Genomic DNA, 25,304 nt, shown 5'->3' with positions numbered 1-25,304 from the left:
TTCGTGCAGTTTGGCCAGCTAGTCGTCCCGGCGGATCGGAGAGCGTGATGGACGTTCGCACCGCACTGCGCCTGGTCCGCCGGCACTGGTGGATCGTTCTGGTCACGCTGATGGTGGCGCTCGGCTCGGCGGCGTTGATCACCGTGCGGACCGCCCCCCGGTACGTCGCCTCGGTGACCTTCTTCGTCACCACCCCGAGTCAGGGCGTCTCCGACGCCTACCAGGGCAGCCTCTTCCTCCAGCAGCGGGTGAAGTCGTACGCCGACCTGCTGCGCAGCGACCGGCTCGCGCAGAGCGTGGTCGCCGACGGCGCGACCGGGCTGACCGCCGACGAGGTGCAGCGCCGGGTCGCCACCTCCACCGAGGCCGGCACCGTCCTGCTGCGGGCCACCGTCACCGACACCGACCAGAACCGGGCGCTCAAGGTGAGCGAGGCGCTGTCGGCCAAGTTCGTCGAACTGGTGCAGAAGGTGGAGACCACCGGCGACGGCAAGCCGTCCCCGATCAAGATCGAGGTGGTCGGCGGTCCGCGGGTCGGCTCCAGCCCGGTCGCTCCCCAGCCCACCCGGAACCTCGTCATCGGTGGCCTGGTCGGGCTCCTGCTGGGCATGGCCCTGGCGGTGCTGCGCGGCATGCTCGACGTGCGGCTGCGCGACGCCGCCGGCCTGCAGCGCGCGACCGGCAGCCCGCTGCTCGGCGAGATCCCCTTCGAGGCCGCGGCCCGGTCCGCCCCGTTGATCGTGGGCGACGCGGCCACCTCGGGACGCGCCGAGGCGGTCCGCAAGCTCCGCACCAACCTACGCTTCGTCGACGTGCACGAGCCGGCCCGGGTCATCGCCATCACCAGCGCCCTGCAGGGCGAGGGAAAGACCACCCTCTCCTGCAACCTGGCGATCGCGCTGGCCGAGGCGGGCTGGCGGGTGCTGCTGGTCGACGCCGACCTGCGGCGGCCGAAGGTCGGCGACTACCTCGGCCTCGACGGCGGGGTCGGCCTCACCGACGTGCTGGTCGGCGACGTCCAGGTCGGCGACGTGGTGCAGCGCTGGGGCGACAAGTCCCTGCTGGTGCTGCCGAGCGGTTCGGCGCCGCCGAACCCGAGCGAGCTGCTCGGCTCGAAGGCGATGGCCGACCTGCTCCTCTCGCTGCGCGAGTCGGCCGACATCGTGATCGTCGACACCGCGCCGCTGCTCGCGGTCACCGACGGCGTGGTGGTGGCCGTGCAGGCCGACGGCGCGCTGCTGGTCACCCAGCAGGGCCGGACGTCCCGCGCCCAGGTGGCCGCCGCGTCCCGGGCGCTGCACTCGGTCTCGGTGCGCCTGCTCGGGTGCGTGCTGAACATGACCAGGGTGGCCCGGGCCGACGCCTACCAGTACGAGGCGTACCGGCTCGCCGCCGCCTCCCGCAAGGCGTCGGTGCCTGTCGAGGACCGGACCCCGGCGGCGCGTCGCGGCGAGCCGGTCGAGGTCGGGGACCTTACCCAGGAACTCACCCGGCTGCCCCGATGAGCGTCAGCACCGGTCGGACCGACCGCCCGATCTCCGCGGCGCAGCGCCGGAAGTCCTCCGGGCCACCGCCGATGGGGTCACGCAGGTCGTCAGCCTCGGGCGCGGCGGGCTGCAGCAGCGCCCGGGCGCGGGCGGCGGCCCGCACCGCGGTGCGCAGCGGCGCGTCGACCCGCCCGGCGGGCGGGTCGGCCGCCGCCGCCAACCGTCCGAACTGGTGCAGCGTGAACGTGCGGTGCAACGCCGCCGGGGCCAGCGCGGTGCAGATCGACCGCTGGCGGCGGGTGGCGGTCAGCACCAGGTCCGCCTCCGCGAGGTGCTCCGGCCGCAGCTCCCGGCTCACGAAGGCCGCCGGGTCCGCGCCGGTCCCGGCCGCGATCTCGGCGGCGTACGGGTGCATGGGGTGGCCGGGAACGGCGTGCGTGCCCGCGCTGGCCACCACGATCGGCCGGTCTCCCAGCAGCTGCCGAAGCAGGTACTCGGCCATCGGCGAACGGCACATGTTGGCGTGGCACACGATGAGCAGCCGGTCGGGCATCGCGCTCCCTCTCCTCGTCGGGTCCGCGGGCCGGGGCGCCGCGACGGTGGCGGTCCGCAGGTGGGGGCCGGACGCCGAGGGGATGCCGGCATCCTATGCGCCGCCCGCGCGCCGTCGGGCGGCTGCCGCGCCGGCACGCCGGCCCGGCCCGGGGACACGACGATGAGGATCGGCATCCTGTCGTACCACTTTCCGCCGGAACCGGCGTTCATCCCCGGCAGCCTCGCCGAGGAGCTGGCCCACCGCGGCCACGAGGTGCGGGTGCTGACCGGCTTCCCGGACTACCCGGGCGGGCACGTCTACCCGGGCTGGCGGCAACGGTGGCGGCACCTGACCCGCAGCGAGCGGCTGACCGTGCGCCGGGTGCCCCGGTACGCCGGCGGGGACGGCTCCACCGGCGCGCGGATGGCCAGCTATCTCTCCTTCGCCGGCAGCGTCGCGGTGGTCGGTCGCCGCTACCTGGCCGACGTGGACGTGCTGTACGTCTTCCAGTTGCCCGCCACCACCTTCGCCGCCGCGGCCCTGCTCCGGGTGCTCGGCCGGGTGCCGGTCGTGCTGCACGTGCAGGATCTCTGGACCGAGGAGGGGCTCGTCGGGGCGGAGCGCAGCGGCTGGCCGGGGCGGCTGGCCACCACGATGAGTCGGCTGCTGCGCGAGGCGGAGGCGGTCGCGGTGACCGCCCCGTCCATGCGCGAGCTGGTGCTTGCCGGCGGCGTGCCGGCGGAGCGGACCCGGTTGGTGTTGAACTGGACCGACGAGCGGATCTTCCACCCCGCCCGGGCCAGCCGGTCGGCCCGTCAGCTGATCGGCCGGGACGGCCGGACCGTGGTGATGCACGCCGGCACCATCGGCGTACGACAGGGGTTGGAGACGGCGGTCCGCGCGGCGGCGGCGCTGGGCGACCGGATGGATCTGGTGCTGGTCGGCTCCGGCGCGCAGGAGCAGCGGGTCCGGGGGCTCGCCACCGAGCTGCGCGCGGAGAACGTGCGGTTCGTGGACCGCCGCTCCCCGCTCGACATGCCCGACCTGTACGCCGCCGCCGATTACCAGCTGGTGACGCTGCGCGACCTGCCGGAGTTGCGCGGCAGCGTGCCGGGGAAGCTGCAGGCCGCGCTGGCCTGTGCCGCGCCGGTGATCGCGGCGGCCGGTGGCGACACCGTGGAGCTGGTCGAGCGGGCCCGGGCCGGGCTGTCCTGCCCGCCGGAGGACTGGGCGACGCTGGCCGACCGGTTCTGGCTGGCCTCGACGATCCCGGCCGCGGCCCGCGACGAGATGGGTCGGCGGGGCCGGGAGACGTACCTGCGGGAGATGTCCCTGCGGGCCGGGGTGGACCGGATCGAGCGGCTGCTGCGGAACGTGGCGGCGGGTGGGGCGGCCTAGCCGTCACCCGAACGAATCTAGCGAATGGGATTTTCGGTGCTCTGGTCATCATTTACGGCATGCCACCGTCGTTGTTCGTGCTAGAAAGACGACGAATAGTCATTTTGTCCGGGTCTGAGCGGGAGCGTGGCGTGACGGAGAGCGGAGTGTCCCGGCGGCGGTCGCGGCTGCGCCGGCGGACCAGGGCGCGGATCCGCCGGGCCCTGCTCACCGGCCTGGTGGTGCTGGCCGTGCTGTCCACCGTGGTCGGCTGGGTGGGCTTCCGCGGCTGGCAGGCCCGCGCGCACCTGGTGAACGCGGCCGGCCTGGCCCGGGAGCTCAGCGCCCAGGTGGTCGCCGGCGACATCGAGCGGGCCCGGCGCACCCTGGCCGCGCTCCAGGAGCAGGCGACCGCCGCCCGCGGCGACACCGACGACCCGGTCTGGTGGTTGGGCCGGCACACGCCCTACGCCGGCGACGACCTGACCGCCGTCCGGGAGATCGCGGTGGCCGTGGACGACCTGTCCCGGCAGGCGTTTCCGGATCTGCTCCGCACCGACCTGGCCACGCTGATCCCGCGCCAGGGACGGCTGGACGTGGCCCGGCTCGGCGCCCTCGCCGACACGGTCATCGAGGCGGACGCCGCCGTCCGGCAGGCCCGCACCCGACTGGACGCGGTGCCGACCGGCAACCTGATCCCCCAGGTGCGCTCCGCGCTCACCGCGCTGCGCACCGAACTCGACCGGCTGGCCGCCCTGACCGGCGCCGCCGACCGGGGGGCGCGCGTGCTGCCACCGCTGCTGGGGGCGGCCGGGCCCCGCAACTACCTGCTCGTCTCGCAGAACCTCGCCGAGCTGCGGGCCACCGGCGGGATGTTCGGCGCGTACGTGGTGATCCGCGCCGAGGGCGGCCGGATCGAGATGGTCAACCAGGGCAAGGCGTCGGACCTGCAGGCCTTCACGCCGCCGGTGGCCGACCTCCCGGCGGAGCTGCGCCGGCGCTACGGCGACCTGCCGGCCACCTACGCCGCCGACGTGAACCTCACCCCGCACTTCCCGACGGCCGCGTCGCTGTACCGGGAGATGGTCCGCCGGCGCACCGGGGTGACCGTCGACGGGGTGCTGGCCGTCGACCCGGTCGCGCTGTCGTACCTCCTCACCGCCACCGGGCCGGTGCCCGTGCCGGACGGCCCGACACTCACCTCCGCGACGGCGGTGCGGTCGCTGCTGTCCGACGCGTACCGGACCATGAGCCCGGCTCGCCAGGACGAGTACTTCGCCGCGTCGGCCGCCGCGGTCTTCGACGCCTTCCTGAGTGCCAAGGTAAGCCCAAAGGGGGTTTTGTCGGCATTCGACCGGTCCATTACGGAACGGCGGATATTGTTCTGGAGTGCCCGTAAAGAAGAGCGAGACATTCTCGGCGAAAGCGCGATCGCCGGCATCCTGCCGGAGCGGGAGACCACGCCCACCGTGGGCGTGTTCCTCAACGACGGCAGCGGCGCCAAGCTCGGCTACTACCTCAGCCCGACGGTGCGCCTGACCTCCGGTGGATGCCGGCACGACGGCCGGCGCGAGCTGCACCTGCGGTTCGCTCTGCACTCGTCGGCGCCGGCCGACGGCCTGCCCGACTCGGTGCTCGGGCTGGCCAAGTCGGGTGACCCGTACACGGCCCGCACGCTGGTGAACGTCTTCAGCCCGGCGGGTGGGTCGCTGCTGCGGGGCAGCCTCGACGGCCGGCCGATCGGCCTCGTCTCCGGCCAGGAGCGACGCCGTCAGGTCGCGACCGTCAACGTCGAGGTGCCGCCCGGCGGCACCCGCACGGTGGAGGTCGACCTGCTCACCGGGCGCAACAGCGCCGGTGCGCCCGACCTCTGGCTCACTCCCACCGCCACCCCCGCAACCACCCAGATAGTTCCCGCACCAAGCTGCAACCAGTAGGAGGAGACCATCATGCGGCTTTCCCGCATACTCATGGCGCTCACGGTCGGCCTGGCCATCGTGGCGGCGCCGACCGCGGCCGGGGCGGCCCAGCCGCAGCCGTCGCCCGACCCCACGGGCAGCGTGACACAGCCACCGCCCGACTACCCACCGACGCTACCGTTGACCACGCTGACCCCCAGCGAGACCACCACCACGGAGGACGACACCGAGACGCTGACCGGCGCCGGCTTCGGCCCCAACGAGCTGGTCGACATCGTCGTGACGGTGTCCCCGCTCGCCGCCGCGGTGCCCGGCCAGGCGCCGGCCCGCCGCAGCGACGGCAGCACGGTCGCGATGGCCGCCGTGTCGTACCCGAAGCCGCCGATGCCCACCCACTCGGAGCCGCAGCCGTCGCCGCGGCGGTTCACCGTGCGGGCGGACGCGAACGGTCACTTCGTCACCCCGTACGTGTTCGACGTGGTGGGCGTCTACCTGTTCACCGCGACCGGGCGGACCACCGGGCGGACGGCCAGCGCGACCGTCACCGCGCTGCCGGACCGGGACCGGGACGACCACGGCCACCTGCCGGTGACCGGTGACAACCTCGGCACCCCGCTGAAGGTCGGCGGCGGCCTGGTCGGCGCCGGCGCGGTGCTGATGCTCAGCGCCTTCGCCTGGCGGCGACGCAACCGCCTCGGCATGACCCGCTGACCCGACCCGGGTAGCGCCCGCAGCACCCAGACCGACGCCCGCCGGACGACAGGTCCGGCGGGCGTCGGCGCGCGTCCTCGGCCGCCACCCCGGTCGGTGGCGGACCGGGCCGGTTCACGGGCAGGCGGAGTAGAGCCGCCGGGTGCCGGTGCCGGCGGCGTACGCGGCCCGGTCGCTGAACCGGCAGCCGAAGTCGGCCGCCGCCACCGCCCGGGCGTCGGTGACCCGGTCGCCGGCGGGCCGGTGCCCGGTGCGTACCCAGGAGACCAGGTCGTCCCAGGCGGCGCCGGCCTCGGTCGGGCTGAACTCGCAGTGCTGGGCGGCCCGGATCGCCCGCTGCACGACCAGCCGGCCGCGACCGTGCCGGGCGGCGTCCCGGGCGTACGCCTGCTCCATCGAGAACGGCACGAAGAGGTCGCCGAGGTCGTGCAGGCTGAGCACCGGCACGGTGGGCCGGCCGGCGATCCGCGGCACCTCGGTCAGGGCGGGGGAGAGCCGCTGCCAGACGTCCTCGGGGGCGACCCGCCGCACCCGGGCGTTCACGTTCACCGGGGTGTTCGGGGCGTACCAGGTCAGCAGGTTTGTGGCGAGCTGGCCGGGGCGCTGCGCGGGGGAGTCGCCCCCGTCGGTGGTGCTGATCGCGAACAGGAAGTCCTTCCACACCGCGAACGCCGCCTCGGCGCCCGGGCGGGGGCCGCCGGACCGGTTCACCACGATCTGCCGCAGCTGCCGACCCCGGTCGGTGGTGGTGTCCGGCCCGGTCGGGGTCAGCCCGGTCAGGCCGAGCGCGGCCTGGATCCGCGGCACCGCTTGGGTCAGGTAGTCCGCCGGCGGCGGATACGCCCGCACCCCGGCGAGCGCCTGCGCGACGAGGTTGTAGTCCAGGTAGAAGTCGAGCAGCTCGTGGTCGCCGAGCACCCCGCAGACCGGCAGCGCGCCGGCGTAGTAGCCCGGGTACTGCTCCAGCGACCGGCCGGTGACGTAGCCACCCATCGACGCGCCGGCCAGGTACGTCCGGGCCGGCCCCCGGACGGTCGCGGCGAACAGGTCGGCCAGCTCCCGGGTGCTGAGCACGCCGGAGCGGATGTCGAACCCGTTCGTGGTGTACGACGACGCGGCCCAGGCGTACCCCTGCTCCAGCAGGCGTTGGCGCAGCCCGAAACCGGGCGGTTCCGGGCTGAGCACGGTGGTCTGGCCGCGGTAGCCGTGCGCCCACATCACCAGCTCGCCGTTCCACGCCGCCGGGATCTCCACCACGTAGCCGGCGTGCCGGTACACGCCCTGCCGGACGGTCGTCGGCGCGCCGCCGACGACCAGCGGGGCCAGCGGCGGGTTGCTGATGGTGTACCCGGGCAGCGGCCCGGAGCCGTCGTCGGCGGGCAGCGTGCCGTGGCTGCGCGGGCCGCCGGGCGCGGCGCGGCCCGGTGCGCCGCCGGTGGGTTCGGCGCGGGCCGGCGCGGGACCGGCCAGCCCGGCGGCGAGGGTGAGGGTGGCGCCGGCGGCGAGCAGGCGGCGGACGAGGCGGGTGGTGGACAGCATCGTTGCTCCCCGGAGGTTGCCGCCCGGTTCCGGGCGGCGGGGCGGACCGGTGCTACCGGCCGGTAGGGCCTGAAGCTAGGCCCACCGGTCGAAGGGTGTCAATGCCTTCCTGAGCGGCCGCTCGACCGAAGTGGATCGAAGGTGGCCCGCCGTGTGGTCCGGTCCTGTCCGGGTGGTCCCCACGGTCCGTGGCGCGGCCGGACGGTGTGCCGCCCGGCCGTCCCCGGGTGCCGGCCCCGACCGTCGTCCGGTTCACTGGTCGGATGGACGACCTGATCTGGGACGCGGTCCGGGCCTCGCGGGGCTGGCTGGACGCCGCCAACGGCACCGGTGAGGCCGAGCTGACCTGCCGCATCCTGAAGCTCACCGAGGAGGCGGGAGAGGCGGCCGGCGCCTGGATCGGGGTGCTCGGCCAGAACCCGCGCAAGGGCGTGACGCACCGCCGGGAGGACGTCGCCGACGAGCTGGCCGACGTCGTCTTCACCGCGCTGGTGGCCATCGAGAGCCTGGGGCTGGACGCGCGTACGGTGGTCGCCGGGTGCGCGGAGAAGGTGCGGGCCAGGGTCGCGTCCTCGCCCTGACCGCGTCGGGCGGTGCCGGCCCGCCCCCGCCGATTCGTTGACGTCATCAGCTCCGTAGCGTCCGCGGAGCCACCCGGCGCGGCGGCGGCGTCCGGCCCCTGCCCCCGGGCCGCGCTCGGTCAAGCCCGCCGGGGCGGCTGACTTCAGCCGGCGGATCTTGCCCGATAGGGTGCCTGACCATGAGAGCCCGGGTCCTGGCCGCCGCGACCGCCGCCGTACTTCTCAGCACCGGGACGACCGTCCCGGCAAGCGCCGCCCCGCGGCAGCGCGCCGCGCCGCCCACCGCGGCCCCCTGCCCGAAGCTGGCGGTGCCGCCCCCACCGGTGCGGCGGCCACCGCGGCCGGTCCCGCCCGCCGCGGTGCCCGAGCAGCGCGTGGTGGGTGGGGAGGCGCTGGCCACCCCGGGCCTGGTGGTGCCGCCCGGCACGCCCGCGCCGCCGCCGGTCACCGCGACCTCCTGGCTGGTCGCCGACCTGGACACCGGCGCGGTGCTGGGCGGCTGCGGCCCGCACGAGTACGGCACCCCGGCGAGCGTGCAGAAGCTGCTGCTGGTGGCGACGATGCTGGCGAAGCTGGACCCGAAGCAGGTGGCCACGGTGACCCGGGCCGACCTGGACATCACCCCCGGCAGCTCGGCGGTCGGCCTGCTGGAGGGCGGTCGCTACCCGGTGGAGACCGTCTGGCTGGGCCTGCTGCTGCAGTCCGGCAACGACGCGGCCAACCTGCTGGCCCGGCTCGGCGCGGGGAGCGCCGCCGCGGGGGTGACCCGGATGAACGCGGAGGCGCACCGGCTGGGCGCCCTGCAGACGCACGCCGTGACGCCCTCCGGGCTGGACGGGCCGGGGCAGTTCACCAGCGCCTACGACCTCGCGCTGATCGCCCGGGTGTGCTTCGCCGACCCCACCTTCCGGCGGTACGCGCTGACCCCGCGCGTCCAGATCCCGGCCCAGCCCGGGCTGCGCAAGCCCGGCTTCCAGATCCAGAACGAGAACCAGCTGATCTTCCGGTACCCGGGGGCGCTGGGCGGCAAGACCGGCTTCACCGAGCTGGCCCGGCACAGCTACGTCGGGGCGGCCCAGCGCGGCGGCCGGCGGCTGGTGGTCACCATGCTCGGTGCCGAGGCCCGGCCGGTGCGGCCCTGGGAGCAGGGCGTCCGCCTGCTCGACTGGGGGTTCGCGCTGCCCCGCGACGCCGACGTGGGCCGGCTCGTGCAACCCGACGAGCTGGGCCGGGCCAGCGCCACGCCGGCCGAACCGGCGCCCGCGGACGCCCGCCCGGCGGCCGCCGCCCCGGCGGCGGACGACGGCCCGTCCTGGCTCGGCGGGGCCGTGGTCGGTGGCGGCGCGGCCCTCGTCGCGGCGCTGGCCGTGCTGCTGGCGGTGAGCCGGCGACGCCGAGCGCCCGGGGGTGCCCGCCGCGCCCGAGGGTGACGACCGTCGACATCCGGACACCGGTTCCATAGACTCCGGTCTTTCTGGCACCACGAGTCCAGGGAGGAACCCACGTGTCGAGCGAACCCCGACCGTCCGCCACCACCCGGCGCCGCCGGCCGGTGCTGACCCGCCTCGCGGGCGTGGCGCTGGCGTCCGCCGTGCTGGTCGCCACCGGCGGCACCGTCGCCCAGGCCGCGCCGGTCGCCGGCCACCTCGACCCCGCGCCCACCAAGGGGCCGTGCGCGTACACGCCGACCCCGGACGAGCCGGCCGCCCGTCCGGTGCCGCTGCCGCCCGACCCCCGGCACACGCCGGACCGGGGCAGCGTCCGGGTCACCCTGCACACCAACCGCGGACCGATCGGCCTGACCCTCGACCGGGAGGCCGCCCCGTGCACGGTGCAGAGCTTCCTGCACCTGGTCCGGCGCGGCTTCTACGACCGGACGCCGTGCCACCGGCTCACCGCGTACCCGACCCTGAAGGTGCTGCAGTGCGGCGACCCGTCGGGCACCGGCGAGGGCGGCCCGGGCTACCGGTACGCCGACGAGCTGCCCACCGACCTGCCGCCGGCGCCGACCGACCCGACCGGGGTGCGCCGGCTCTACGCCCGCGGCACGCTGGCCATGGCCAACGCCGGGCCGGACACCAACGGCAGCCAGTTCTTCCTGGTCCAGGCGGACTCGGCGCTGCGCCCCAACTACACCGTCTTCGGCACCATCGACGCCGCCGGGCTGGCCACCCTCGACCGGATCGCCGCGGGCGGGATCGCGCCGACCGCGGACGACCCGGCACCGGTCGACGGCGCGCCGGCCCTGCCGGTGGAGATCTGCCGGGCGAAGCGGGGCCGCTGACCCGAACGGCCGGCGGGGTGGCGCCCCGCCGGCCGTACCGGTCATCTCTCGCCGCCCGCCCCGACACCCAGCGGCGGTGGCCCGGTCGGCGCGTCGCCGAGCGGGGCCAGGCGCGGGTCGTCCAGCGGGATCGGGCCCCGCAGCTGCCGGCCGACCGCCCGGAACCAGCCCAGGTGCAGCTCGTCTCCGTCGGCCAGCAGGGCGGCCCGCAGCCGGTGCCAGGGCAGCCCGGGGTGCCGGTGGTGGACGGCGTGCAGGTTGAAGGCGAGCACGAACGCCTCCAGCGGCCGGGGCAGCCGGAGGTTCATCGCCTCCAGCGGCGCGTCGAGCCGGGTGCCGTAGTGGTAGGCGTTGTCGGCCAGGGACACCAGCGTCGCGCGGGCGCCGAGCGCGGCGGCCAGCATCCAGACGTGCCGGCCGTACCCGATCGCGGCGGCCGCGTACGCTCCGACCACGACCGCCGCGTCCACCCGGAACGCTCGCAGCTGCCGCCGCCGCACCGCGTCCAGCAGCAGCCCGGTGACCGTGTCCGGCGCGTCCAACCGGTCGGCCAGCCACCGCCACAGCCGCTGCGGCGCGGCCAGCAGCAGCAGCGACGCCACCTCGGCGAGGTAGAGACCACCGAACAGCCGCAGGTAGTGCCCGGCGACCATCCCCACCCGACCGGCCCGCCCGACCTCGGCCGGGTCGTACACCTCGCTGCGTTCCCGCCGGGTGCGGCTGTACCGGTGGTGCAGCAGGTGGCCGGTCTTCAGCAGCGCGAACGGGGCGCCGTAGCCGATCGCCAGCACGCGGCCCCAGCGGTCGTTGTGCCGCCTCGTCGGCAGCAGGGAGCCGTGGATCGCCTCGTGCACCAGCGACCAGTACGGCGTGGTGGTCGCCGCCAGCGGCACCAGCAGCCAACCCCAGCGGGGGTCGGCCGGCAGCAGGACCAGCGGCAGCACCACCAGTTGCAGGGCGACCACGACCAGCGCGGCGGTGATCAGGACGGCCGACGTCGCGGTGTCGCCCCGCGACTCGGCGGACAGCCGGGTGGGCACGCACGGACCGTACGGTGGGCAGGCGACGGATGCGGGGCGGCCAGGTTACGGCCGGTTGTCGGCCGGCCGATGGGGTCGGGTGCGGGTGGCCCGCTCGTGCGCCGCCGGCGGACAACCGTTCAGGGTAGCCGCCGGAGGTGGCCGGCGGGCGGAAACGGCCGGATCGCCGAGCCGGCCGGATCTGCTCGCTATCGTCCGACAGAGTGAGAGCACGGGGTCGTACCGCCGCCGTTGTCGTCGCTGTGCTGGTCGCCGCGACCGGGCCACCGACCGTCGGCGGTCGTACCGTCGCGCCCGCCAGGTCGGTGTCCGCCGGCGCGGTGACCACCGGGCCGTGCCCGCCGGTGCCGGCGGCGTCCCGGCCGCCCCGACCGACGCCCCCGCACGCGGACCCGGCGCAGCGGTCCGTCGGCGGCGCCGACCTGGCCACCGCCGGGTTGGTGTTCCCCGCCGGCGTCGCCGCGCCGCCCGCCGTGCCGGCGACCTCATGGCTGGTCGCCGACCTGGACAGTGGCGCGGTGCTGGGCGGTTGCGGCCCGCACGAGTACGGCACCCCGGCCAGCGTGCAGAAGCTGCTGCTCGCCGCCACCATGCTGCCCCGGCTCGACCCGCGGCAGGTGGTCACCGTGACGGCCGGGGACCTGGCGATCGAGCCGGGCAGCTCCGCCGTCGGGTTGGCCGAGGACGGCCGCTACCCGGTCGAGACGATCTGGCTGGGCCTGCTACTGAAGTCCGGCAACGAGGCGGCCAACGCGCTGGCCCGGCTCGGCGGCGGGCCGGACGGGCTGGCCGGCGGCCTGCGCGCGATGAACGATGAGGCGCGGCACCTAGGCGCCCTGCAGACGCACGCGGTGACCGCGTCCGGGCTGGACGCGCCGGGGCAGTTCACCAGCGCGTACGACCTGGCGCTGATCGCCCGGGCCTGCTTCGCCGACCCGGTGTTCCGCCGCTACGACGCCACCCGGGAGACCGTGGTGCCCGCCCAGCCGGCGCTGCACGAGAAGGCGTTCCAGATCCAGAACGACAACCAGCTGCTCTACCAGTACCCGGGGGCGCTCGGCGGCAAGGTGGGCTTCACCGACCTGGCCCGGCACACGTACGTCGGGGCGGCCGAGCGCGGCGGCCGCCGGCTGGTGGTGACCCTGCTCGGCGCGGAGGTGGTCGACAAGCGTGGCTGGCAGCAGGGCGCCGCGCTGCTCGACTGGGGTTTCGGGCTGCCCCGCGACGCGACCGTCGGCCGGCTGGTGCGGCCCGGCGAGCTGGCCTCGCCCGCGCCGGTCACCGGCGCCGCCGCGCCCGCGCTGGCCGCCGCCGCCGGACCGGACCGGCTGGATCCACTCGGTCACCGCTGGAGCCGACCCGGCCCGCTGGCCGCGCTGTCGTCCGCGGTGCTGCTCGGCGGGCTCGCCGGGCTGACCCTGGCGGTGCGCCGCCGCCGCTCGGCCCGCCGACACCGGTGAGCCCGTGGTGGCGGTCCGCGGCCGGCGCGCTGCTGGTGGCGGCGCTGCTGGCCGGCTGCGCGCGACCGCCCGGCCCCCGGCCGGTGCCGAGCGCCCCGTCACCCACCCCGAGCGAGCCCCGGGCCCCGTCGGACATCGTGCTGCTGGCCCAGGTCGACCCGAGCATCGCGGTCGACATCCGGTACGCCACCGCGCACAACTTCGTCGGCCGGCCGATCGACGGGTACCCCGAGCCGCTCTGCCTGCTCACCCGGCCCGCCGCCGAGGCGCTGCGCCGGGTCCAGGACGCCGCCCGCGCCCGGGGCCGCAGCCTGCGGGTGTACGACTGCTACCGCCCCCAGCGGGCGGTCGACGACTTCGTCCGCTGGGGCGCCGACCCGGGGGCGCAGCAGATGAAGGCCGAGTTCTATCCCCGGGTGGACAAGTCGCGGCTCTTCGCCGACGGGTACCTCGGCGCGCCCACCGCGCACAGCCGGGGCAGCACCCTGGACCTGACCCTGGAGCCGCTGCCCGCCCCGACCCGGGCCGCCGGCTGGACCGTCGGCCAGCCGCTGGTGCCGTGCACCGACCCGGCCGGCCGGCGTTTCGCCGACGGCGGGGTGGACATGGGAACCGGCTTCGACTGCTTCGACGCGCTCGCGCACACCGACGACCCGCGGGTCACCGGGACGGCCCGGGACAACCGGGACCTGTTGCGGCAGCTGATGACCCGGGAGGGGTTCGTCAACTACGACCGGGAGTGGTGGCACTACCGGTTCGCCGCGGAGCCCTACCCCGACACCTACTTCGACTTCCCGGTGGCCAGGTCCTCGCTCGGCTGACCGCTGGCCGGGTGGTCGCCGGGCTGACCGGCGCCGGTCGACCGGTGTCGGGACCGCAGCAGCTGCACCCCGATCGGCAGCACCGAGACCAGCACGATGCCGATCAGGATGAACTCGATGTTCGACCGGACGAACGGGATCCGGCCGAGGAAGAAGCCGAGGACCGTCACCCCGGTGCCCCAGGCGACCCCGCCCACCACGTTGTAGGCGAGGAACGTCCGGTACCGCATCCGGCTCACCCCGGCGATGATCGGGGTGAACGTCCGCACCACCGGCACGAACCGGGCCAGCACCAGCGAGCGCGCGCCGTGCCGGGTGAAGAACCGGTTCGCCCGCTCCACGTTCTCCCGCTTGAACAGCCGGGAGTCGGGGCGGTGGAACAACGACGGGCCGACCCGCTTACCGAACAGGTAGCCCACCTGGTCACCGGCGATCGCGGCCACCGCCACCAGCAGGCAGAGCAGCCAGAGCGGCAGGTGCAGGTGCTGCCCGTCGGCGACGAGCAGCCCGGCGGTGAACAGCAGCGAGTCGCCCGGTAGGAAGAACCCGACCAGCAGCCCCGACTCGGCGAACACCGCGGCGAGCACGCCGACCAGGCCGAACGTGGAGATCAACGAGCCGGGGTCGAGCAGGCCGGGGGCGGCCAGCGTCGTGGTGATGGTCGGCACGGGGAGCCTCCGGGGTGTCGGTGTTACGACCTGCGCACCTCCGCTACCCCCGGGGCGACGCCGGTAACCGTACGGGGGCGCCGAGCAGGCCGCGGGCGACCAGCTCGACCGTGCCGGCGACGGCGACCGCCTCCACCGCCAGCAGGGCGACCAGGATCAGCAGCTGGGTCGCGCCGGCCCGGGCCGGGCTGCCGCCACCGAGCAGCACGCCGACGAACGCGCCGGGCAGGGTGACCAACCCGACCGTACGGGTCTGGTCCAGCGCCGGCACCAGGGCCTGGCCGGCGGGGACGCGGCAGACCTCCAGGGCGGCGTCACGCGGGCTGAAGCCGAGCGCCAGGCCCGCCTCGTACTCGCCGTGCCGGGTGCGCAGCTCGTCCAGCGCCCGGCGGGCGGCCAGCGTGGTGGCGGTCATCGCGCCGCCGATCAGGATGCCGGCCCCGGGCAGCACCGCCAGGGTGCTGGCCGGAAGCGCCCGGGTGCCCACCAGCAGGGCCAGCACGGGCGCCACCCCGCCGGTGATCGGCGCCGCCAGCGGCCAGCCGGTACGCACGCCGCCCGCCCGACGGGCCGCGGTCGCCGACGCCACCACCAGCATCACCCCGACGAAACCGACCGTGGCCCACCAGGAGCCGAGCACCGCGGCGATGACCAGCGACACCGCGCCCAGTTGCAGGACGGCCCGCCCCGCGGCGGTCAGCACCGCCCGGCCGGGCCCGAGCCGGCCGACCGCGACGACGCCCGCCCCGGCCAGGGCGAGCGCGGCCACCACCGCGTACAGGGTCGGGCTGGGGGAGACCGCTGCCGTGTTCATCCGGGCATTCTCGCCGGTGCGGGATCCCGCCCGCCGGGAAGCCGCCCGTGGCGGACCACCCCGGGCGGCCCGTACGGATGAGCGGCCGCCGACCGGAGTCGCGGTTGTCACCTGAGGCGACCAACCTGGTCGCGTAGCGTGAGGTTGCCGTGCGATCCCTGCCGGGCGGGCCGTGTCGGCCCCCGCTGGCGGGACTTCCGCCCCTGCCCGTCACCCGGCGCCCGCCGCTTCGGTGGGCGCCGAGGTCAGTGCCGGGTGCGCAGCGGCAGCCAGGCCAGCACGTCCTGGATCTTCGCGTCCCAGTACGCCCAGTCGTGGTCGCCCGGGGAGAAGTCCGCCGTGACCGGGACGCCCTGCCCCCGGGCGGCCTCGACGAAGCGCAGGTTGTCGTCGTACAGGAAGTCCTCGGTGCCGCAGGCGACGTAGAGCGGCGGCGTGTCGCCGCCGGCCCGCCGGACCAGCGCGACGGTGTCGTCGTCGGTGCCGGAGACCGGCCGGTCGTCCCAGACGGTGTGCCAGACGGCCGGGTCCACCGGCCGGGCCGGGTGGTGCCGGCGGTGCACCACGTCCAGCGCCCCGGAGAGGCTGGCGGCCGCGGCGAACCGGCCGGGGTCGCGCAGGGCCCACTTGACCGCGCCGTACCCGCCCATCGACAGCCCCGCCACGAAGGTGTCCTCCCGGCGCTCGGAGAGCCGGAAGAAGGACCGGCAGAGCTGCGGCAGCTCCTCGCTGAGGAAGGTCCAGTACCGGTTGCCGTGCGCCTCGTCGGTGTAGAAGCTGCGCCCGGCCTGCGGCATCACCACTGCCAGCCCGAGCGGTGCGACGTACCGTTCGATCGCGGTGCGGCGCAGCCAGATGGTGTCGTCGTCGGTGAGGCCGTGCAGCAGGTAGAGCACCGGCGGGTCACCGTCGGCGTCGGCGCCCGACATGCCGATCTGCGAGCTGGTGCGCTGTGGCAGCAGCACCGTCATCGAGGTGTTGAGGCCGAGCGCCTCGGAGTAGAAGTCGGTGCGCATCAGTGCCATGGCCGGCACCGTACCCGGTCAGTCGCCGGTCGCGGGCGGACAGGCCGCGCCCACCAGGGCCGCCGCGGCGGCCCGGGCCTCCGCCGGCGCGCCGGGGTCGGCGTCCAGCACGCCGGCGGCCAGGCCGCCGTCGAGCAGCAGGGTGAGCTGGCGGGCCAGCCGGTCCGGGTCGGTGGCGCCGGCCCGCCGGGCCAGGTCGGTCACCCAGGCCCGCACCACGGCCTTGTGCTCGACGGTACGGGCGTGCGCGGCGCTGCCCGGGGCGCTCTCCGCCGCAGTGTTGATGAAGGCGCAGCCGTGGTAGCCCTCCCGCCGGCACGCCGAGGCGAGCGCGTCGAACATCCCCACCAGTTGGTCGCGGGGGTCGTCACCGGCGTCGCGGGCGGCGGCGCGCAACGCCCCGAACCAGGCCTGGTCGACCCTGTCCAGGTACGCCAGGACCAGGTCGTCCTTGCGCGGGAAGTGCTTGTAGAGGGTGGCCTTGGCGACGCCGGACTCGGCGATCACCGTGTCCACCCCGACGCCGCGCGGGCCGTGCGCGTAGAAGAGCCGAAAGGCGGTGTCCAGGATCCGGTCCCGCGCCGACTGCCGGCCCGCCCCGGTCGCTCCCGTGGTCGCCATCCGCCACCTCCGCCGTCCGTCTTCCGCCTGAGAGATTCAGCATACCGACCGGTCTGTACGCACCCGCGAGCGGCCTCAGACGGGAATCCGAGCGCCGGGCTCTTGCTAGTAGACAGACCTGTCTGTTAGCCTCGACGGCGAGGCGCGGCAGCCTCCCCACAAGCATGAGGAGCAGCATGATGAAGATCGCGGTACTGGGCACCGGCGTGGTCGGGCGGACCCTGGCGGGGCGGCTCACCGAGCTCGGCCACCAGGTCACCATCGGCACCCGGGACGTCGCCGCCACCCTGGCCCGCACCGAACCCGACGGCATGGGCAACCCGCCTTACCGGCAGTGGGCGGCCGAGCGGCCCGAGATCACCCTGGCCACCTTCGCCGACGCGACCGCCGACGCGGAGCTGATCGTCAACGCCAGCAGCGGCGCGGCCTCGGTCGACGTGCTGACCGCGGCCGGCGCGGCGAACCTGGCCGGCAAGGTGCTGCTCGACACCGCCAACCCGCTCGACTTCTCCCGGGGCTTCCCGCCGAGCCTGTTCGTCTCCGACACCGACTCGCTGGCCGAGCGGATCCAGGCGGCGTTCCCGGAGCTGAGGGTGGTCAAGGCGCTCAACACCCTCGCCGCCGAGCTGATGGTCCACCCCGCGGCGGTCGCCGGCGGGGAGCACACCGTCTTCGTGGCCGGCAACGACGCCGACGCCAAGGCGACGGTGACCCGGCTGCTGGAGAGCTTCGGCCACACCGACGTCATCGACCTCGGCGACGTCACCGGCGCCCGGGGCACCGAGATGCTGCTGCCGATCTGGCTTCGGCTGATGGGCACCCTGGACACCTCGATGTTCCAGTTCAGGATCGTCCGCTGAGCGGTCGCGGCTCGCCGGCCCGGCCCGGCGGGGGCCGGGCGGCGGTCAGGTCCAGTAGAGGACCCGGCAGGCCGGCACCTGGGCGGCCAGCTCGTCGGTGAACCACGCCCGCAGCTCGGCCATCCGCTCGCGCGGGTAGACGTACTTGACCGCGCCGAACTTGCCGTGTTTACGGCTGCGCCGGGACTCGTCCATCTCCAGCCGGGTTCGCGGGTACCAGCCGAGCAGCACCTCCCGGCTCCCCGGGGTGAACCGGTGGCTGATCAGCTCGGCGGTCAGGTCCAGCCCCGGCACCCCGGCGACCGCGTCGGCCACCATGGCCAGCAGCTGCCCGTAGTGCGCCCGCCAGTCTGGCACCGGCATGATCGGGGCGATGGTCAACCCCACCGGGTAGCCGTCCAGGGCCAGTCGGCGCAGCGCGGCGAGCCGGGCCGGCACCGGGCTGGTGCCGCCCTCGAAGCGGGTGCTCACCGGCAGGCAGTTCACGCTGAACCGCACGCGGGTACGCCCGGCGTGCGGCAGCCCGACGAAGCCGCCGATGTCGTCGTACTTGGTGGTCCAGCGCAGCTGCACCGGCGCGTCCCAGCCGGCGAAGTGCTCCACCGCCCGCCGCCAGCTGCCGGTCAGGTGCTCCAGCGCCAGCGGATCGGTGTAGCAGGACGCCTCGAAGGTGGTGCCCTCGCCCGCCCGGCCGGCGCTGCGGCTGGTCACCGTGCCCCGGCCGGCGTACTCGGCCAGGTTTTCCAGGATCTCGTCGAGGTCGGCGTAGACCCGGGTCACCGGCGGGCCTGAGAGCGAGCCGGCGAGGTAGCAGTACTGGCAGTGCGCCGGGCAGCCCTCGGCCAGGTCGACCCGCCAGTCCGCGCTGGGCGCGATGGGTTGCAGCCGGCGGCGGGCCGGTGGGCTCACCACGATCGCCATGGTCGCCTTCGCCCGGGCGTACGTCTCGCGCTCGGTCTCCCCGCGCAGGCCGGTCAGCCGGTTGGCCCGCAGCCGTTCCACCTCGATGCCGAGCGCCTCGACCCGCTCGGCGATCCGCCGGCCGTGCGGGTGCTCCAGCGCCGCCGGGGTGGCCACCACCCGCCGGGGCGTCCACCGCCGCGCCGGTCGGGCCGGAGGCGCCAGCCCGGCCAGGTCGCGGATCGGCACCCGCTCGCCACTGGCGTCGTGCGGCGCCGGGGGTACGTCGACGGCGAGCGGCTCGTCGACGTCGACGCCGTCGGGCTGCGGCGGATGCATCCGGTACGGGTACCCGCTCCGCGCCCGGTCGCACCTGCCGGCCGCGGCGGCACGGACGCGCCCCGGCACTCGGCCGGGGCGCGTCGCGCAGGGATCAGTAGTTCAGGCTAACGGGCGAGGCTGCGCCGCCGGCCCCTTCGACCGGTCGTGGCGAGCGGCGGAGGCCCGGCTCGAATATCCATTGCGGCCGCTGGCGGGTCGGGCTTACCGTCGATGGCAACGTCACGCCGATCAACCGGGGAGCCCACCGTGTCGCAGCACGCCAGCACCGAGACCACGCGGTCCATGCCGCGCGGTGGTGCGATGCTGTCGACGGGCGAACAGCCCCGGGCCCTGCTCCAGGGCCGATGCGGCTGGCGATCAGGGTGGCGGCGCGGATAGCGCCAGCGCGACAGCGCAGCCGCCCACCCTCGTCGGGGATCGGGCGGCTTTTTCGTCTCCCGCCCCGCCCAGGGGTGTAGCTCAACTGGCAGAGCACCGGATTCCAACTCCGACGGTCGCAGGTTCGAATCCTGTCACCCCTGCACGACAGGCGGTTGTAGCGCAGCGGTAGCGCGTCACCCCGCCACGGTGAAGATCGCCGGTTCGAATCCGGCCAACCGCTCAGCACCATCTTTCGACGATCGAGGAGACTACGATGGCATTCACCCCGCTGCCGGGCACCAGGGCCCCGGTACGCGTCTGGACCGACCCGTACGATATCGAGCCGCAGGCCGCGCAGCAGCTGCGCAACATCGGCGCGCTGCCCTGGGTGCAGGGCGTCGCCGTGATGCCGGACGTGCACTTCGGCAAGGGCGCCACGGTCGGCTCGGTCATCGCCATGCGTCAGGCGGTCTCGCCCGCCGCGGTCGGGGTGGACATCGGCTGCGGGATGTCCGCGGTGCGCACCTCGCTCACCGCCGTCGACCTGCCCGACGACCTGGCGCCGCTGCGTTCGGCGATCGAGGCCGCCATCCCGGTCGGCTTCGCCAAGCGGGACGACCCGATCGACCCGCGCCGGGTACGCGGCCTGGAGCAGGGCGGCTGGGACGCGTTCTGGCGGCGCTTCGGCGAGCTGGACCGCCGGGTGGCGCAGCTGGAGGGCCGAGCCCAGCGCCAGCTGGGCACCCTCGGCGGTGGCAACCACTTCATCGAGGTCTGCCTGGAGCAGGGCGGCCCGGACGCCGGGCGGGTCTGGCTGATGTTGCACTCCGGCTCGCGCAACATCGGCAAGGAGCTCGCCGAGCGGCACATCGGGGTGGCCCGGCGGCTGCCGCACAACGCCGACCTGCCGGACCGCGACCTCGCGGTCTTCCTCGCCGGTACGCCGGAGATGGACGCGTACCGGCGGGACCTGTGGTGGGCGCAGGAGTACGCCCGGCGCAACCGGGCGGTCATGGTGGCGGTGCTCTGCGGGGTGGTCCGCGACGAGTTCCCGCAGGTGACCTTCGACGAGCCGATCAGCTGCCACCACAACTACGTGGCGCAGGAGAGCTACGACGGGGTGGAGGTGCTGGTCACCCGCAAGGGGGCGATCCGGGCCGGCCGGGGCGACCTGGGCATCATCCCGGGATCGATGGGCACCGGCTCGTACGTCGTGCGGGGCAGGGGGAACCCGGACGCGTACTGCTCCGCGTCGCACGGCGCGGGCCGGCGGATGTCCCGGGCCCAGGCCAAGCGGACGTTCGACACCGCCGACCTGGCCGAGCAGACCGCCGGGGTGGAGTGCCGCAAGGACGCCGGGGTGGTCGACGAGATCCCCGGCGCGTACAAGGACATCACCCAGGTGATGGCCCAGCAGGACGACCTGGTCGAGGTGGTGGCGCACCTCAAGCAGGTGGTCTGTGTGAAGGGTTAGGCCGGTCGGCGCCCCCCGGGGGTGGGCGCCGGCCGTACGCCCCGGTGGCGCAGCGGAGAGCGCGCCGGTCTACGAAACCGGAGAGCCCAGGTTCGAATCCTGGTCGGGGCACGTTCCGCTCCTCGCGGAGCCTTGCGAGCTGGTGCAATCGGCAGCACAACCGTCTCTGGAACGGTCGATGGAGGTTCGAGTCCTCCGCTCGCAGCGCGACACGCTCATGCCCCCGTGGCGCAGCGGAGAGCGCATCAGGTTCCGAACCTGGGGGTCGCTGGTTCGAGTCCAGCCGGGGGCGCGGTGCCACCACGATCGAGTGCCCGAGTGGTCAGGGAACGGTCCGCAAAACCGGATACGCGGGTTCGACTCCCGCCTCGGTCTCCAGATGCCGTCCACTGTGGTCGCCCGCCGTCCGGTCAGCCGGTGGCGGCGAGCAGGACGGGGACACGCACCACATGCTGGCGGGAACCCCCGCGCGGGGATACCTCGTACACCTCGATGGTGCCGGCCCGGCGGCGGCCGCGTGCCAGGCCACGGTGAACCGGTAGTCGCCCCGGCAGCCGGTGCCGCGGGCGGCGACGCCGAATCCGGTTCCGACCACCCGGCCGGCGGAGTCCACCACCCGGGCGGAGACGGTCGCCTCGTAGACGTCGGTGGCGCCGGCGACGGTGACCGCCGGGCGCTCAGCCCCGCGCGGCGGGTTCCAGGGCGAAGACCGGGTGCCGGTCCGCCTCGGCGGCGAACTCCGCCACCGGTGAGTCGGGCCGCGCCGCGAACCAGGACCGGGTGGCGCTGGCCACGGCCGCGTACCGCTTCAGCACCGGGCCGGCCTCGCCCGGGGCGGTGACCTCGCGGACGGCGTACTCCCGGGTGGTGCGGCCGCGCCGCAGTTGGACGTGGCCGGCCGCGCGGGCGTTGTGCACCCACGGCACCGGGCCGTACGGGGCGACCAGGTACAGCCGGCCGTCGTGGCGCACCGGGACCACCGGTACGGCGCGCGGCAGGCCGGTGCGACGACCGCGGGTGATCAGCAGCTGCGCCGGGCCGACGCCCAGCTTGGCCAGCAGCCGGAAGGCGGCGTCGCCGACGTGGTCGGCACGGGACCGCCGGAACGGGCGTACGGGCGTCGGCCGGCCGCCGGCCGGCGGGGTTTCCTCGGGCATGTCGGGCTCCCTTCCGGAGCCGACGCTAGCGGCGGCGGGCAAGGCCGCGCCGCGGCGTGGGCCGCCGGCCCCAGGTCGGGCGGTGCGGTGCCGGCGCGGCGACGACCCTCAGCTGTCGACGTGCGCTCCGCTCGTCGGTCGGGCCGTCGCGTCGACCGCGGGTGGGCTGCGCAGGACGCGCAGCGGGGAACAGAAGACCGGCAGCCAGGTCAGCGCGGCACCGGCGGCGCCCACCCAGAGCGCGACGCGTACGTCCGCCCACTGGCCGATGAGTCCGGAGAGCGCGGCGCCCACGGCGATCGCCCCGGTGAGCAGAAACCGGAACACCGCGTTCATCCGGCCGAGCAACGGATCCGGGGTGCAGCGCTGGCGCAGGCTGACGCCGATGACGTTGCCGATCCCGGTGCGCCAGCCGTTGGCGACCCAGCCGAAACCGGCCAGCCAGAGCGCCGGCCCGGTGTCGATCATCGGCACCAGGGCCACGAACGGTGCGACGACCACTCCGGGCAGCCACAGCGCGCGGCCGTGCCCGATCCGCTCGGCCAGCGGTCGAGCGGTCGCCGCGCCGATCAGGGCGCCGACCCCGCCGGCGCCGAGGAACACGCCGAGCACGGCGGGGCCGAGCCCCAGGTCGTCGAGGAGCACCACCGGCAGCATCGTGGTCATCAGGTTGACCGTCAGGTTGATGCCGGCCAGGGACACCGCGAGCGGGCGCAGCAGCGGGTTCCCCAGCACGTGTCGTAACCCTTCGCGGAGCTGCCGGGCGAAGGGGTCGCGCCCACCGCCGCCGCGGGGCGCGGCATCGGGCCGCAGCCGGGCCAGCAGGGCTGCGGAGGCCAGGTACGCGACCGCGTTGAGGACCAGGGCCACCGGGGCGGTGAGCAGCTGCACCAGGAAGCCGCCGAGCGCCCGACCCCCGATCTGGATGGTCGCGCCGGTGGTGAGCAGGACGGAGTTCGCCGCCAGCAGTCGATCCCGGCCGACCACCGCCGGCAGGTAACTCTGCTCGGCCACGTCGAAGAAGACCGTGGCGGCGCCGCTCAGCAGCACCACCAGACCGAGCTGGCCGATGGTCAGCCGGCCCGCCCACCACGCCAGCGGGACCGACGCGAACAACGCGGCTCGCAGGAGATCCGCCACGATCATCACGGTCCGGCGGTCGGCGCGGTCCACCCAGACCCCGGCCGGTAGGCCGATCAGCAGGAAGGCGGCGGTGCCCAGCACCCCGAGCAGCCCCACCTGGCCGGGGGTGGCGTCGAGGACGGCCACGGCGAGCACCGGTACCGCCAACAGCGCGACCTGCTGACCGATGCTGCCGACCACGCTGACGGCGTACAACTGACGGAAGGCGATGGACCAGCGGGCGTCGGTGACCATGTCGGTCACGGTCGCCCGCCGCCGCGGCGGGGTCGAGCAATTCGGCCCAGGACTGATCCGTGCTGGCCGGTGGACGGGGGACGAGAGTGCTGCGCGTCGCGCTGTCGGTGGCGGACCTGGCCAACACCAGGTTCGCGGTGTCGCCGCTGTGGGAGGTGGTGGCCAGCGTGCTGGTGGCTAAGCTGCCCCAGCAATACCCCGCGCACCTGCCCTGGTCACGCCAGGTGCTGCCGCGCCTGGCGAGGATCGACTGGGGGCTCCTGGCCGACCTGGTGCCGGTGCCGACCGTGGTGATCCCGGCGTTCGTCTGCCCGCCCCCGGCAACCAGTTGGCCCACCCTCGACCTGGAGTTGGCCGCTCTCACCGCGACGCCGCCGGACGCCGTCCGCGCCTGCCTCGACCGCGACCCCGTGCCGCGGACGCCCGCACTGGCGGCTCTTTACGACGACCCGGAGGCCGGGCTGGTCCGGCTCGCCGGGGAGGTGCGCGCCTACGCCGACGTCGCGCTCGGGCCGTACTGGCCGCGGATGCGGACGCTGCTGGAGCGCGAGGTGCTGCTCGGCGCCCGCCGGATGGCCGAGGACGGGGTGAGCGGCCTGCTCAACGACCTGGCCCGGCACGTCTCCTGGGTGGACGACACGCTCCTGGTCGATCATGTGACCCGGTCCGGTTCGGTGCGGCTCGACGGCCGGGGGGTGCTGCTGATGCCGTCGGTCTTCACCTGGCGGCGACCGTTCTCCAACCTGACCGAGCCGTCGAGGCAGCCCACCCTGCGGTACCCGGCCTCGGCGGTGGCGACGCTGTTCGAACGGGGCACCTCGACACCCGGCGCGGCGTTGGGGCGGGTGTTGGGCCGTACCCGGGCCACGCTGTTGCACGAGCTGGCCGTGCCGTCGTCGACCACCGAGCTGGCGCGGCGCTGTGGGTTGGCCCCGGCCACCGTGTCGCAGCACCTCGCGGCGCTGCGCGACGCCGGCCTGGTCGGCACCCACCGGGCCGGCCGATTCCTGCTGTACGCGCGCACCACCGCGGCGGAAGGGTTGCTGGCCGGCACGCGTTGACCGTCAGGCGACCCGGGCCACGGCGCCGGTCGGTGCGGCGGGCACGGCGTCCGGGTGCAGCACCGCGGCGATCGCCTCGACGCCGTCCACCAGCCGCGGACCGGGCCGCACGATCAGCGCGTCCGCGTCGACCGCCCAGACCGGCACCCCGGGAAAGTGCGGCGCGACCGTCGCCGCCTGCGCGACGGCCCCGTCCAGGCGGAAGCCGCAGGGCGCGACCAGCACCACGTCCGGCGCCGCGTCGCGCAGCTCGGACCAGGGCACCTGGACCGACCGGGCACCCGGGCGGGTGGCCACCGGCTCGCCGCCGGCGGCGGTCACCAGGTCGGGGATCCAGTGCCCGGCGGTGAACGGCGGGTCGGTCCACTCCACCACCGCGACCCGGGGCCGGGGCCGGCCGGCGACCGCCGTCGAGATCGCCGCGAGCCGGTCGCGCAGCACCCCCACCAGGGCCTCGGCCCGCTCCGGTACGCCCGCCGCCGCGCCCACCGCGAGGATCCCGCCCAGCACCTCCTCCAGGGTGTACGGGTCGAGGGAGAGCACGTCGGCCCGGCAGCCCAGGTGCTCGAGGGCGGCGTCCACGTGCCCCGACGGCAGCGCGCAGACCCGGCACAGGTCCTGGGTGAGGATCAGCTCGGGGTCGAGCCCGGCGAGCGCGTCGGCGTGCAGCGTGTAGAGGTCGGCGCCAGCGGCGAGCTGCCCGCGCACGTGCGCGTCGATCTCGCCCGGCGTCATGCCCCGGGTGTCGGTGCCGCCGACCACAACGGTCTTGCCGGGCCGGTCCTCGGCCGGCACGTCGCACTCGAAGGTCACCCCGACCAGGTCGTCGGCGAGGCCGAGGGCGTAGACGATCTCGGTGGCGGAGGGGAGCAGGGACACCAGTCGCATCCG

Annotated in this window: 23 protein-coding genes, 6 tRNA genes and 1 pseudogene; 18 read left to right on the top strand and 12 right to left on the bottom strand. The window is 75.3% G+C overall.

The features are described 5' to 3' along the window. Positions 1–47: 47 nt before the first annotated feature. Positions 48–1,505: a polysaccharide biosynthesis tyrosine autokinase gene (locus ACFY3U_RS17960; protein ID WP_387202464.1), complete on the top strand. Its 1,458-nt coding sequence runs from the start codon at positions 48–50 to the stop codon at positions 1,503–1,505. On the opposite strand, the gene ACFY3U_RS17955 is transcribed toward ACFY3U_RS17960, so the two are convergent. Further along, positions 1,486–2,040 carry a low molecular weight phosphatase family protein gene (locus tag ACFY3U_RS17955; RefSeq protein WP_387202461.1) on the bottom strand — a complete coding sequence of 185 codons (555 nt, stop codon included), beginning with the start codon at positions 2,038–2,040 and terminating at the stop codon, positions 1,486–1,488. The two genes, ACFY3U_RS17960 and ACFY3U_RS17955, sit on opposite strands and share 20 nt — an antisense overlap. Before the next feature lie 162 nt (positions 2,041–2,202). Here ACFY3U_RS17955 and ACFY3U_RS17950 point away from each other — a divergent pair, with 162 nt between their 5' ends. The 3 genes from ACFY3U_RS17950 to ACFY3U_RS17940 all read left to right on the top strand — a co-directional run bounded on the left by ACFY3U_RS17950 (position 2,203) and on the right by ACFY3U_RS17940 (position 6,029). Further along, the gene (locus ACFY3U_RS17950) at positions 2,203–3,420 is read left to right on the top strand and encodes a glycosyltransferase family 4 protein (protein WP_387202458.1); all 1,218 of its coding nucleotides are present in this window, start codon (positions 2,203–2,205) and stop codon (positions 3,418–3,420) included. A gap of 131 nt (positions 3,421–3,551) precedes the next feature. Continuing rightward, a complete protein-coding gene (locus ACFY3U_RS17945) occupies positions 3,552–5,336 on the top strand; it encodes a DUF4012 domain-containing protein (RefSeq protein WP_387202455.1) in 1,785 nt (594 codons plus the stop codon). Between the two features lie 12 nt (positions 5,337–5,348). After that, positions 5,349–6,029, top strand: a complete 681-nt coding sequence (locus tag ACFY3U_RS17940) for a hypothetical protein (protein ID WP_387202452.1) — start codon at positions 5,349–5,351, stop codon at positions 6,027–6,029. 114 nt (positions 6,030–6,143) lie between these two features. Here ACFY3U_RS17940 and ACFY3U_RS17935 read toward each other — a convergent pair whose 3' ends face one another. Continuing rightward, positions 6,144–7,568, bottom strand: coding sequence for a hypothetical protein (locus ACFY3U_RS17935; protein ID WP_387202449.1), 1,425 nt, complete (start codon positions 7,566–7,568; stop codon positions 6,144–6,146). Between the two features lie 263 nt (positions 7,569–7,831). Here ACFY3U_RS17935 and ACFY3U_RS17930 point away from each other — a divergent pair, with 263 nt between their 5' ends. From ACFY3U_RS17930 to ACFY3U_RS17920, 3 genes are all read left to right on the top strand, one after another. Continuing rightward, complete coding sequence (locus tag ACFY3U_RS17930; RefSeq protein WP_387202446.1) at positions 7,832–8,149, top strand: MazG-like family protein; 318 nt, start codon at positions 7,832–7,834, stop codon at positions 8,147–8,149. 179 nt (positions 8,150–8,328) lie between these two features. Next, positions 8,329–9,579 (top strand): D-alanyl-D-alanine carboxypeptidase family protein, encoded by a 1,251-nt coding sequence (locus tag ACFY3U_RS17925; protein ID WP_387202444.1) that lies wholly within the window; start codon positions 8,329–8,331, stop codon positions 9,577–9,579. A gap of 74 nt (positions 9,580–9,653) precedes the next feature. Next, positions 9,654–10,433 (top strand): peptidylprolyl isomerase, encoded by a 780-nt coding sequence (locus ACFY3U_RS17920; RefSeq protein ID WP_387202441.1) that lies wholly within the window; start codon positions 9,654–9,656, stop codon positions 10,431–10,433. Positions 10,434–10,474: 41 nt separating this feature from the next. Here the strand turns inward: ACFY3U_RS17920 and ACFY3U_RS17915 are convergent, their stop codons facing one another. Then, positions 10,475–11,473: a fatty acid desaturase gene (locus ACFY3U_RS17915; protein ID WP_387202438.1), complete on the bottom strand. Its 999-nt coding sequence runs from the start codon at positions 11,471–11,473 to the stop codon at positions 10,475–10,477. A 203-nt stretch (positions 11,474–11,676) separates the two neighbouring features. Here ACFY3U_RS17915 and ACFY3U_RS17910 point away from each other — a divergent pair, with 203 nt between their 5' ends. Further along, complete coding sequence (locus ACFY3U_RS17910) at positions 11,677–12,933, top strand: D-alanyl-D-alanine carboxypeptidase family protein (RefSeq protein WP_387202435.1); 1,257 nt, start codon at positions 11,677–11,679, stop codon at positions 12,931–12,933. Continuing rightward, on the top strand, positions 12,930–13,754 hold the full coding sequence (locus tag ACFY3U_RS17905; RefSeq protein ID WP_387202432.1) for a M15 family metallopeptidase: 825 nt from the start codon (positions 12,930–12,932) through the stop codon (positions 13,752–13,754). Before ACFY3U_RS17910 ends, ACFY3U_RS17905 begins: the two co-directional genes overlap by 4 nt. On the opposite strand, the gene ACFY3U_RS17900 is transcribed toward ACFY3U_RS17905, so the two are convergent. The 4 genes from ACFY3U_RS17900 to ACFY3U_RS17885 all read right to left on the bottom strand — a co-directional run bounded on the left by ACFY3U_RS17900 (position 13,715) and on the right by ACFY3U_RS17885 (position 16,882). Next, positions 13,715–14,422, bottom strand: coding sequence for a DedA family protein (locus tag ACFY3U_RS17900; protein ID WP_387202429.1), 708 nt, complete (start codon positions 14,420–14,422; stop codon positions 13,715–13,717). The two genes, ACFY3U_RS17905 and ACFY3U_RS17900, sit on opposite strands and share 40 nt — an antisense overlap. Before the next feature lie 43 nt (positions 14,423–14,465). Next, positions 14,466–15,236 carry an ABC transporter permease gene (locus ACFY3U_RS17895; RefSeq protein ID WP_387202426.1) on the bottom strand — a complete coding sequence of 257 codons (771 nt, stop codon included), beginning with the start codon at positions 15,234–15,236 and terminating at the stop codon, positions 14,466–14,468. A 245-nt stretch (positions 15,237–15,481) separates the two neighbouring features. Further along, positions 15,482–16,261 carry an alpha/beta hydrolase gene (locus tag ACFY3U_RS17890; RefSeq protein ID WP_387202423.1) on the bottom strand — a complete coding sequence of 260 codons (780 nt, stop codon included), beginning with the start codon at positions 16,259–16,261 and terminating at the stop codon, positions 15,482–15,484. 18 nt (positions 16,262–16,279) lie between these two features. After that, positions 16,280–16,882, bottom strand: a complete 603-nt coding sequence (locus ACFY3U_RS17885; RefSeq protein WP_387202420.1) for a TetR/AcrR family transcriptional regulator — start codon at positions 16,880–16,882, stop codon at positions 16,280–16,282. Between the two features lie 179 nt (positions 16,883–17,061). On the opposite strand from ACFY3U_RS17885, the gene ACFY3U_RS17880 reads away from it, so the two are divergent. Beyond that, entirely contained in the window at positions 17,062–17,742 is a 681-nt protein-coding gene (locus ACFY3U_RS17880) for an NADPH-dependent F420 reductase (protein ID WP_387202417.1), read from the top strand. A 45-nt stretch (positions 17,743–17,787) separates the two neighbouring features. Here ACFY3U_RS17880 and ACFY3U_RS17875 read toward each other — a convergent pair whose 3' ends face one another. Next, positions 17,788–18,981, bottom strand: coding sequence for a spore photoproduct lyase family protein (locus tag ACFY3U_RS17875; protein WP_387202414.1), 1,194 nt, complete (start codon positions 18,979–18,981; stop codon positions 17,788–17,790). 451 nt (positions 18,982–19,432) lie between these two features. On the opposite strand from ACFY3U_RS17875, the gene ACFY3U_RS17870 reads away from it, so the two are divergent. The 7 genes from ACFY3U_RS17870 to ACFY3U_RS17840 all read left to right on the top strand — a co-directional run bounded on the left by ACFY3U_RS17870 (position 19,433) and on the right by ACFY3U_RS17840 (position 21,196). After that, positions 19,433–19,505, top strand: a tRNA-Trp gene (locus tag ACFY3U_RS17870). 8 nt (positions 19,506–19,513) lie between these two features. Beyond that, positions 19,514–19,585: transfer RNA gene (locus tag ACFY3U_RS17865), tRNA-Gly, on the top strand. 33 nt (positions 19,586–19,618) lie between these two features. Further along, the gene (locus ACFY3U_RS17860) at positions 19,619–20,818 is read left to right on the top strand and encodes an RtcB family protein (RefSeq protein WP_387202411.1); all 1,200 of its coding nucleotides are present in this window, start codon (positions 19,619–19,621) and stop codon (positions 20,816–20,818) included. Positions 20,819–20,856: 38 nt separating this feature from the next. Continuing rightward, a tRNA-Arg gene (locus ACFY3U_RS17855) sits at positions 20,857–20,929 on the top strand. Between the two features lie 22 nt (positions 20,930–20,951). Continuing rightward, positions 20,952–21,023: transfer RNA gene (locus ACFY3U_RS17850), tRNA-Gln, on the top strand. A gap of 14 nt (positions 21,024–21,037) precedes the next feature. Continuing rightward, positions 21,038–21,110: transfer RNA gene (locus ACFY3U_RS17845), tRNA-Arg, on the top strand. A 12-nt stretch (positions 21,111–21,122) separates the two neighbouring features. Then, positions 21,123–21,196 (top strand) — tRNA-Cys (locus ACFY3U_RS17840). Between the two features lie 139 nt (positions 21,197–21,335). Here ACFY3U_RS17840 and ACFY3U_RS17835 read toward each other — a convergent pair. The 3 genes and pseudogenes from ACFY3U_RS17835 to ACFY3U_RS17825 form a co-directional block, all read right to left on the bottom strand. Further along, a pseudogene (locus tag ACFY3U_RS17835) lies at positions 21,336–21,476 on the bottom strand (Gmad2 immunoglobulin-like domain-containing protein); the annotation flags it as partial. A gap of 19 nt (positions 21,477–21,495) precedes the next feature. Further along, entirely contained in the window at positions 21,496–21,975 is a 480-nt protein-coding gene (locus ACFY3U_RS17830) for a nitroreductase family deazaflavin-dependent oxidoreductase (protein ID WP_387202408.1), read from the bottom strand. A 108-nt stretch (positions 21,976–22,083) separates the two neighbouring features. After that, complete coding sequence (locus ACFY3U_RS17825) at positions 22,084–23,352, bottom strand: MFS transporter (RefSeq protein WP_387202404.1); 1,269 nt, start codon at positions 23,350–23,352, stop codon at positions 22,084–22,086. 59 nt (positions 23,353–23,411) lie between these two features. Here ACFY3U_RS17825 and ACFY3U_RS17820 point away from each other — a divergent pair, with 59 nt between their 5' ends. Further along, entirely contained in the window at positions 23,412–24,413 is a 1,002-nt protein-coding gene (locus ACFY3U_RS17820; RefSeq protein ID WP_387202401.1) for an ArsR/SmtB family transcription factor, read from the top strand. A gap of 3 nt (positions 24,414–24,416) precedes the next feature. Here the strand turns inward: ACFY3U_RS17820 and ACFY3U_RS17815 are convergent, their stop codons facing one another. After that, complete coding sequence (locus ACFY3U_RS17815) at positions 24,417–25,301, bottom strand: ABC transporter substrate-binding protein (RefSeq protein WP_387202398.1); 885 nt, start codon at positions 25,299–25,301, stop codon at positions 24,417–24,419. Positions 25,302–25,304 lie beyond the last annotated feature (3 nt).

The sequence above is a fragment of the Micromonospora sp. NPDC000089 genome (assembly GCF_042899365.1).
Classification (GTDB): domain Bacteria; phylum Actinomycetota; class Actinomycetes; order Mycobacteriales; family Micromonosporaceae; genus Micromonospora.
This window is presented reverse-complemented; position numbering and strand designations above follow the sequence as displayed.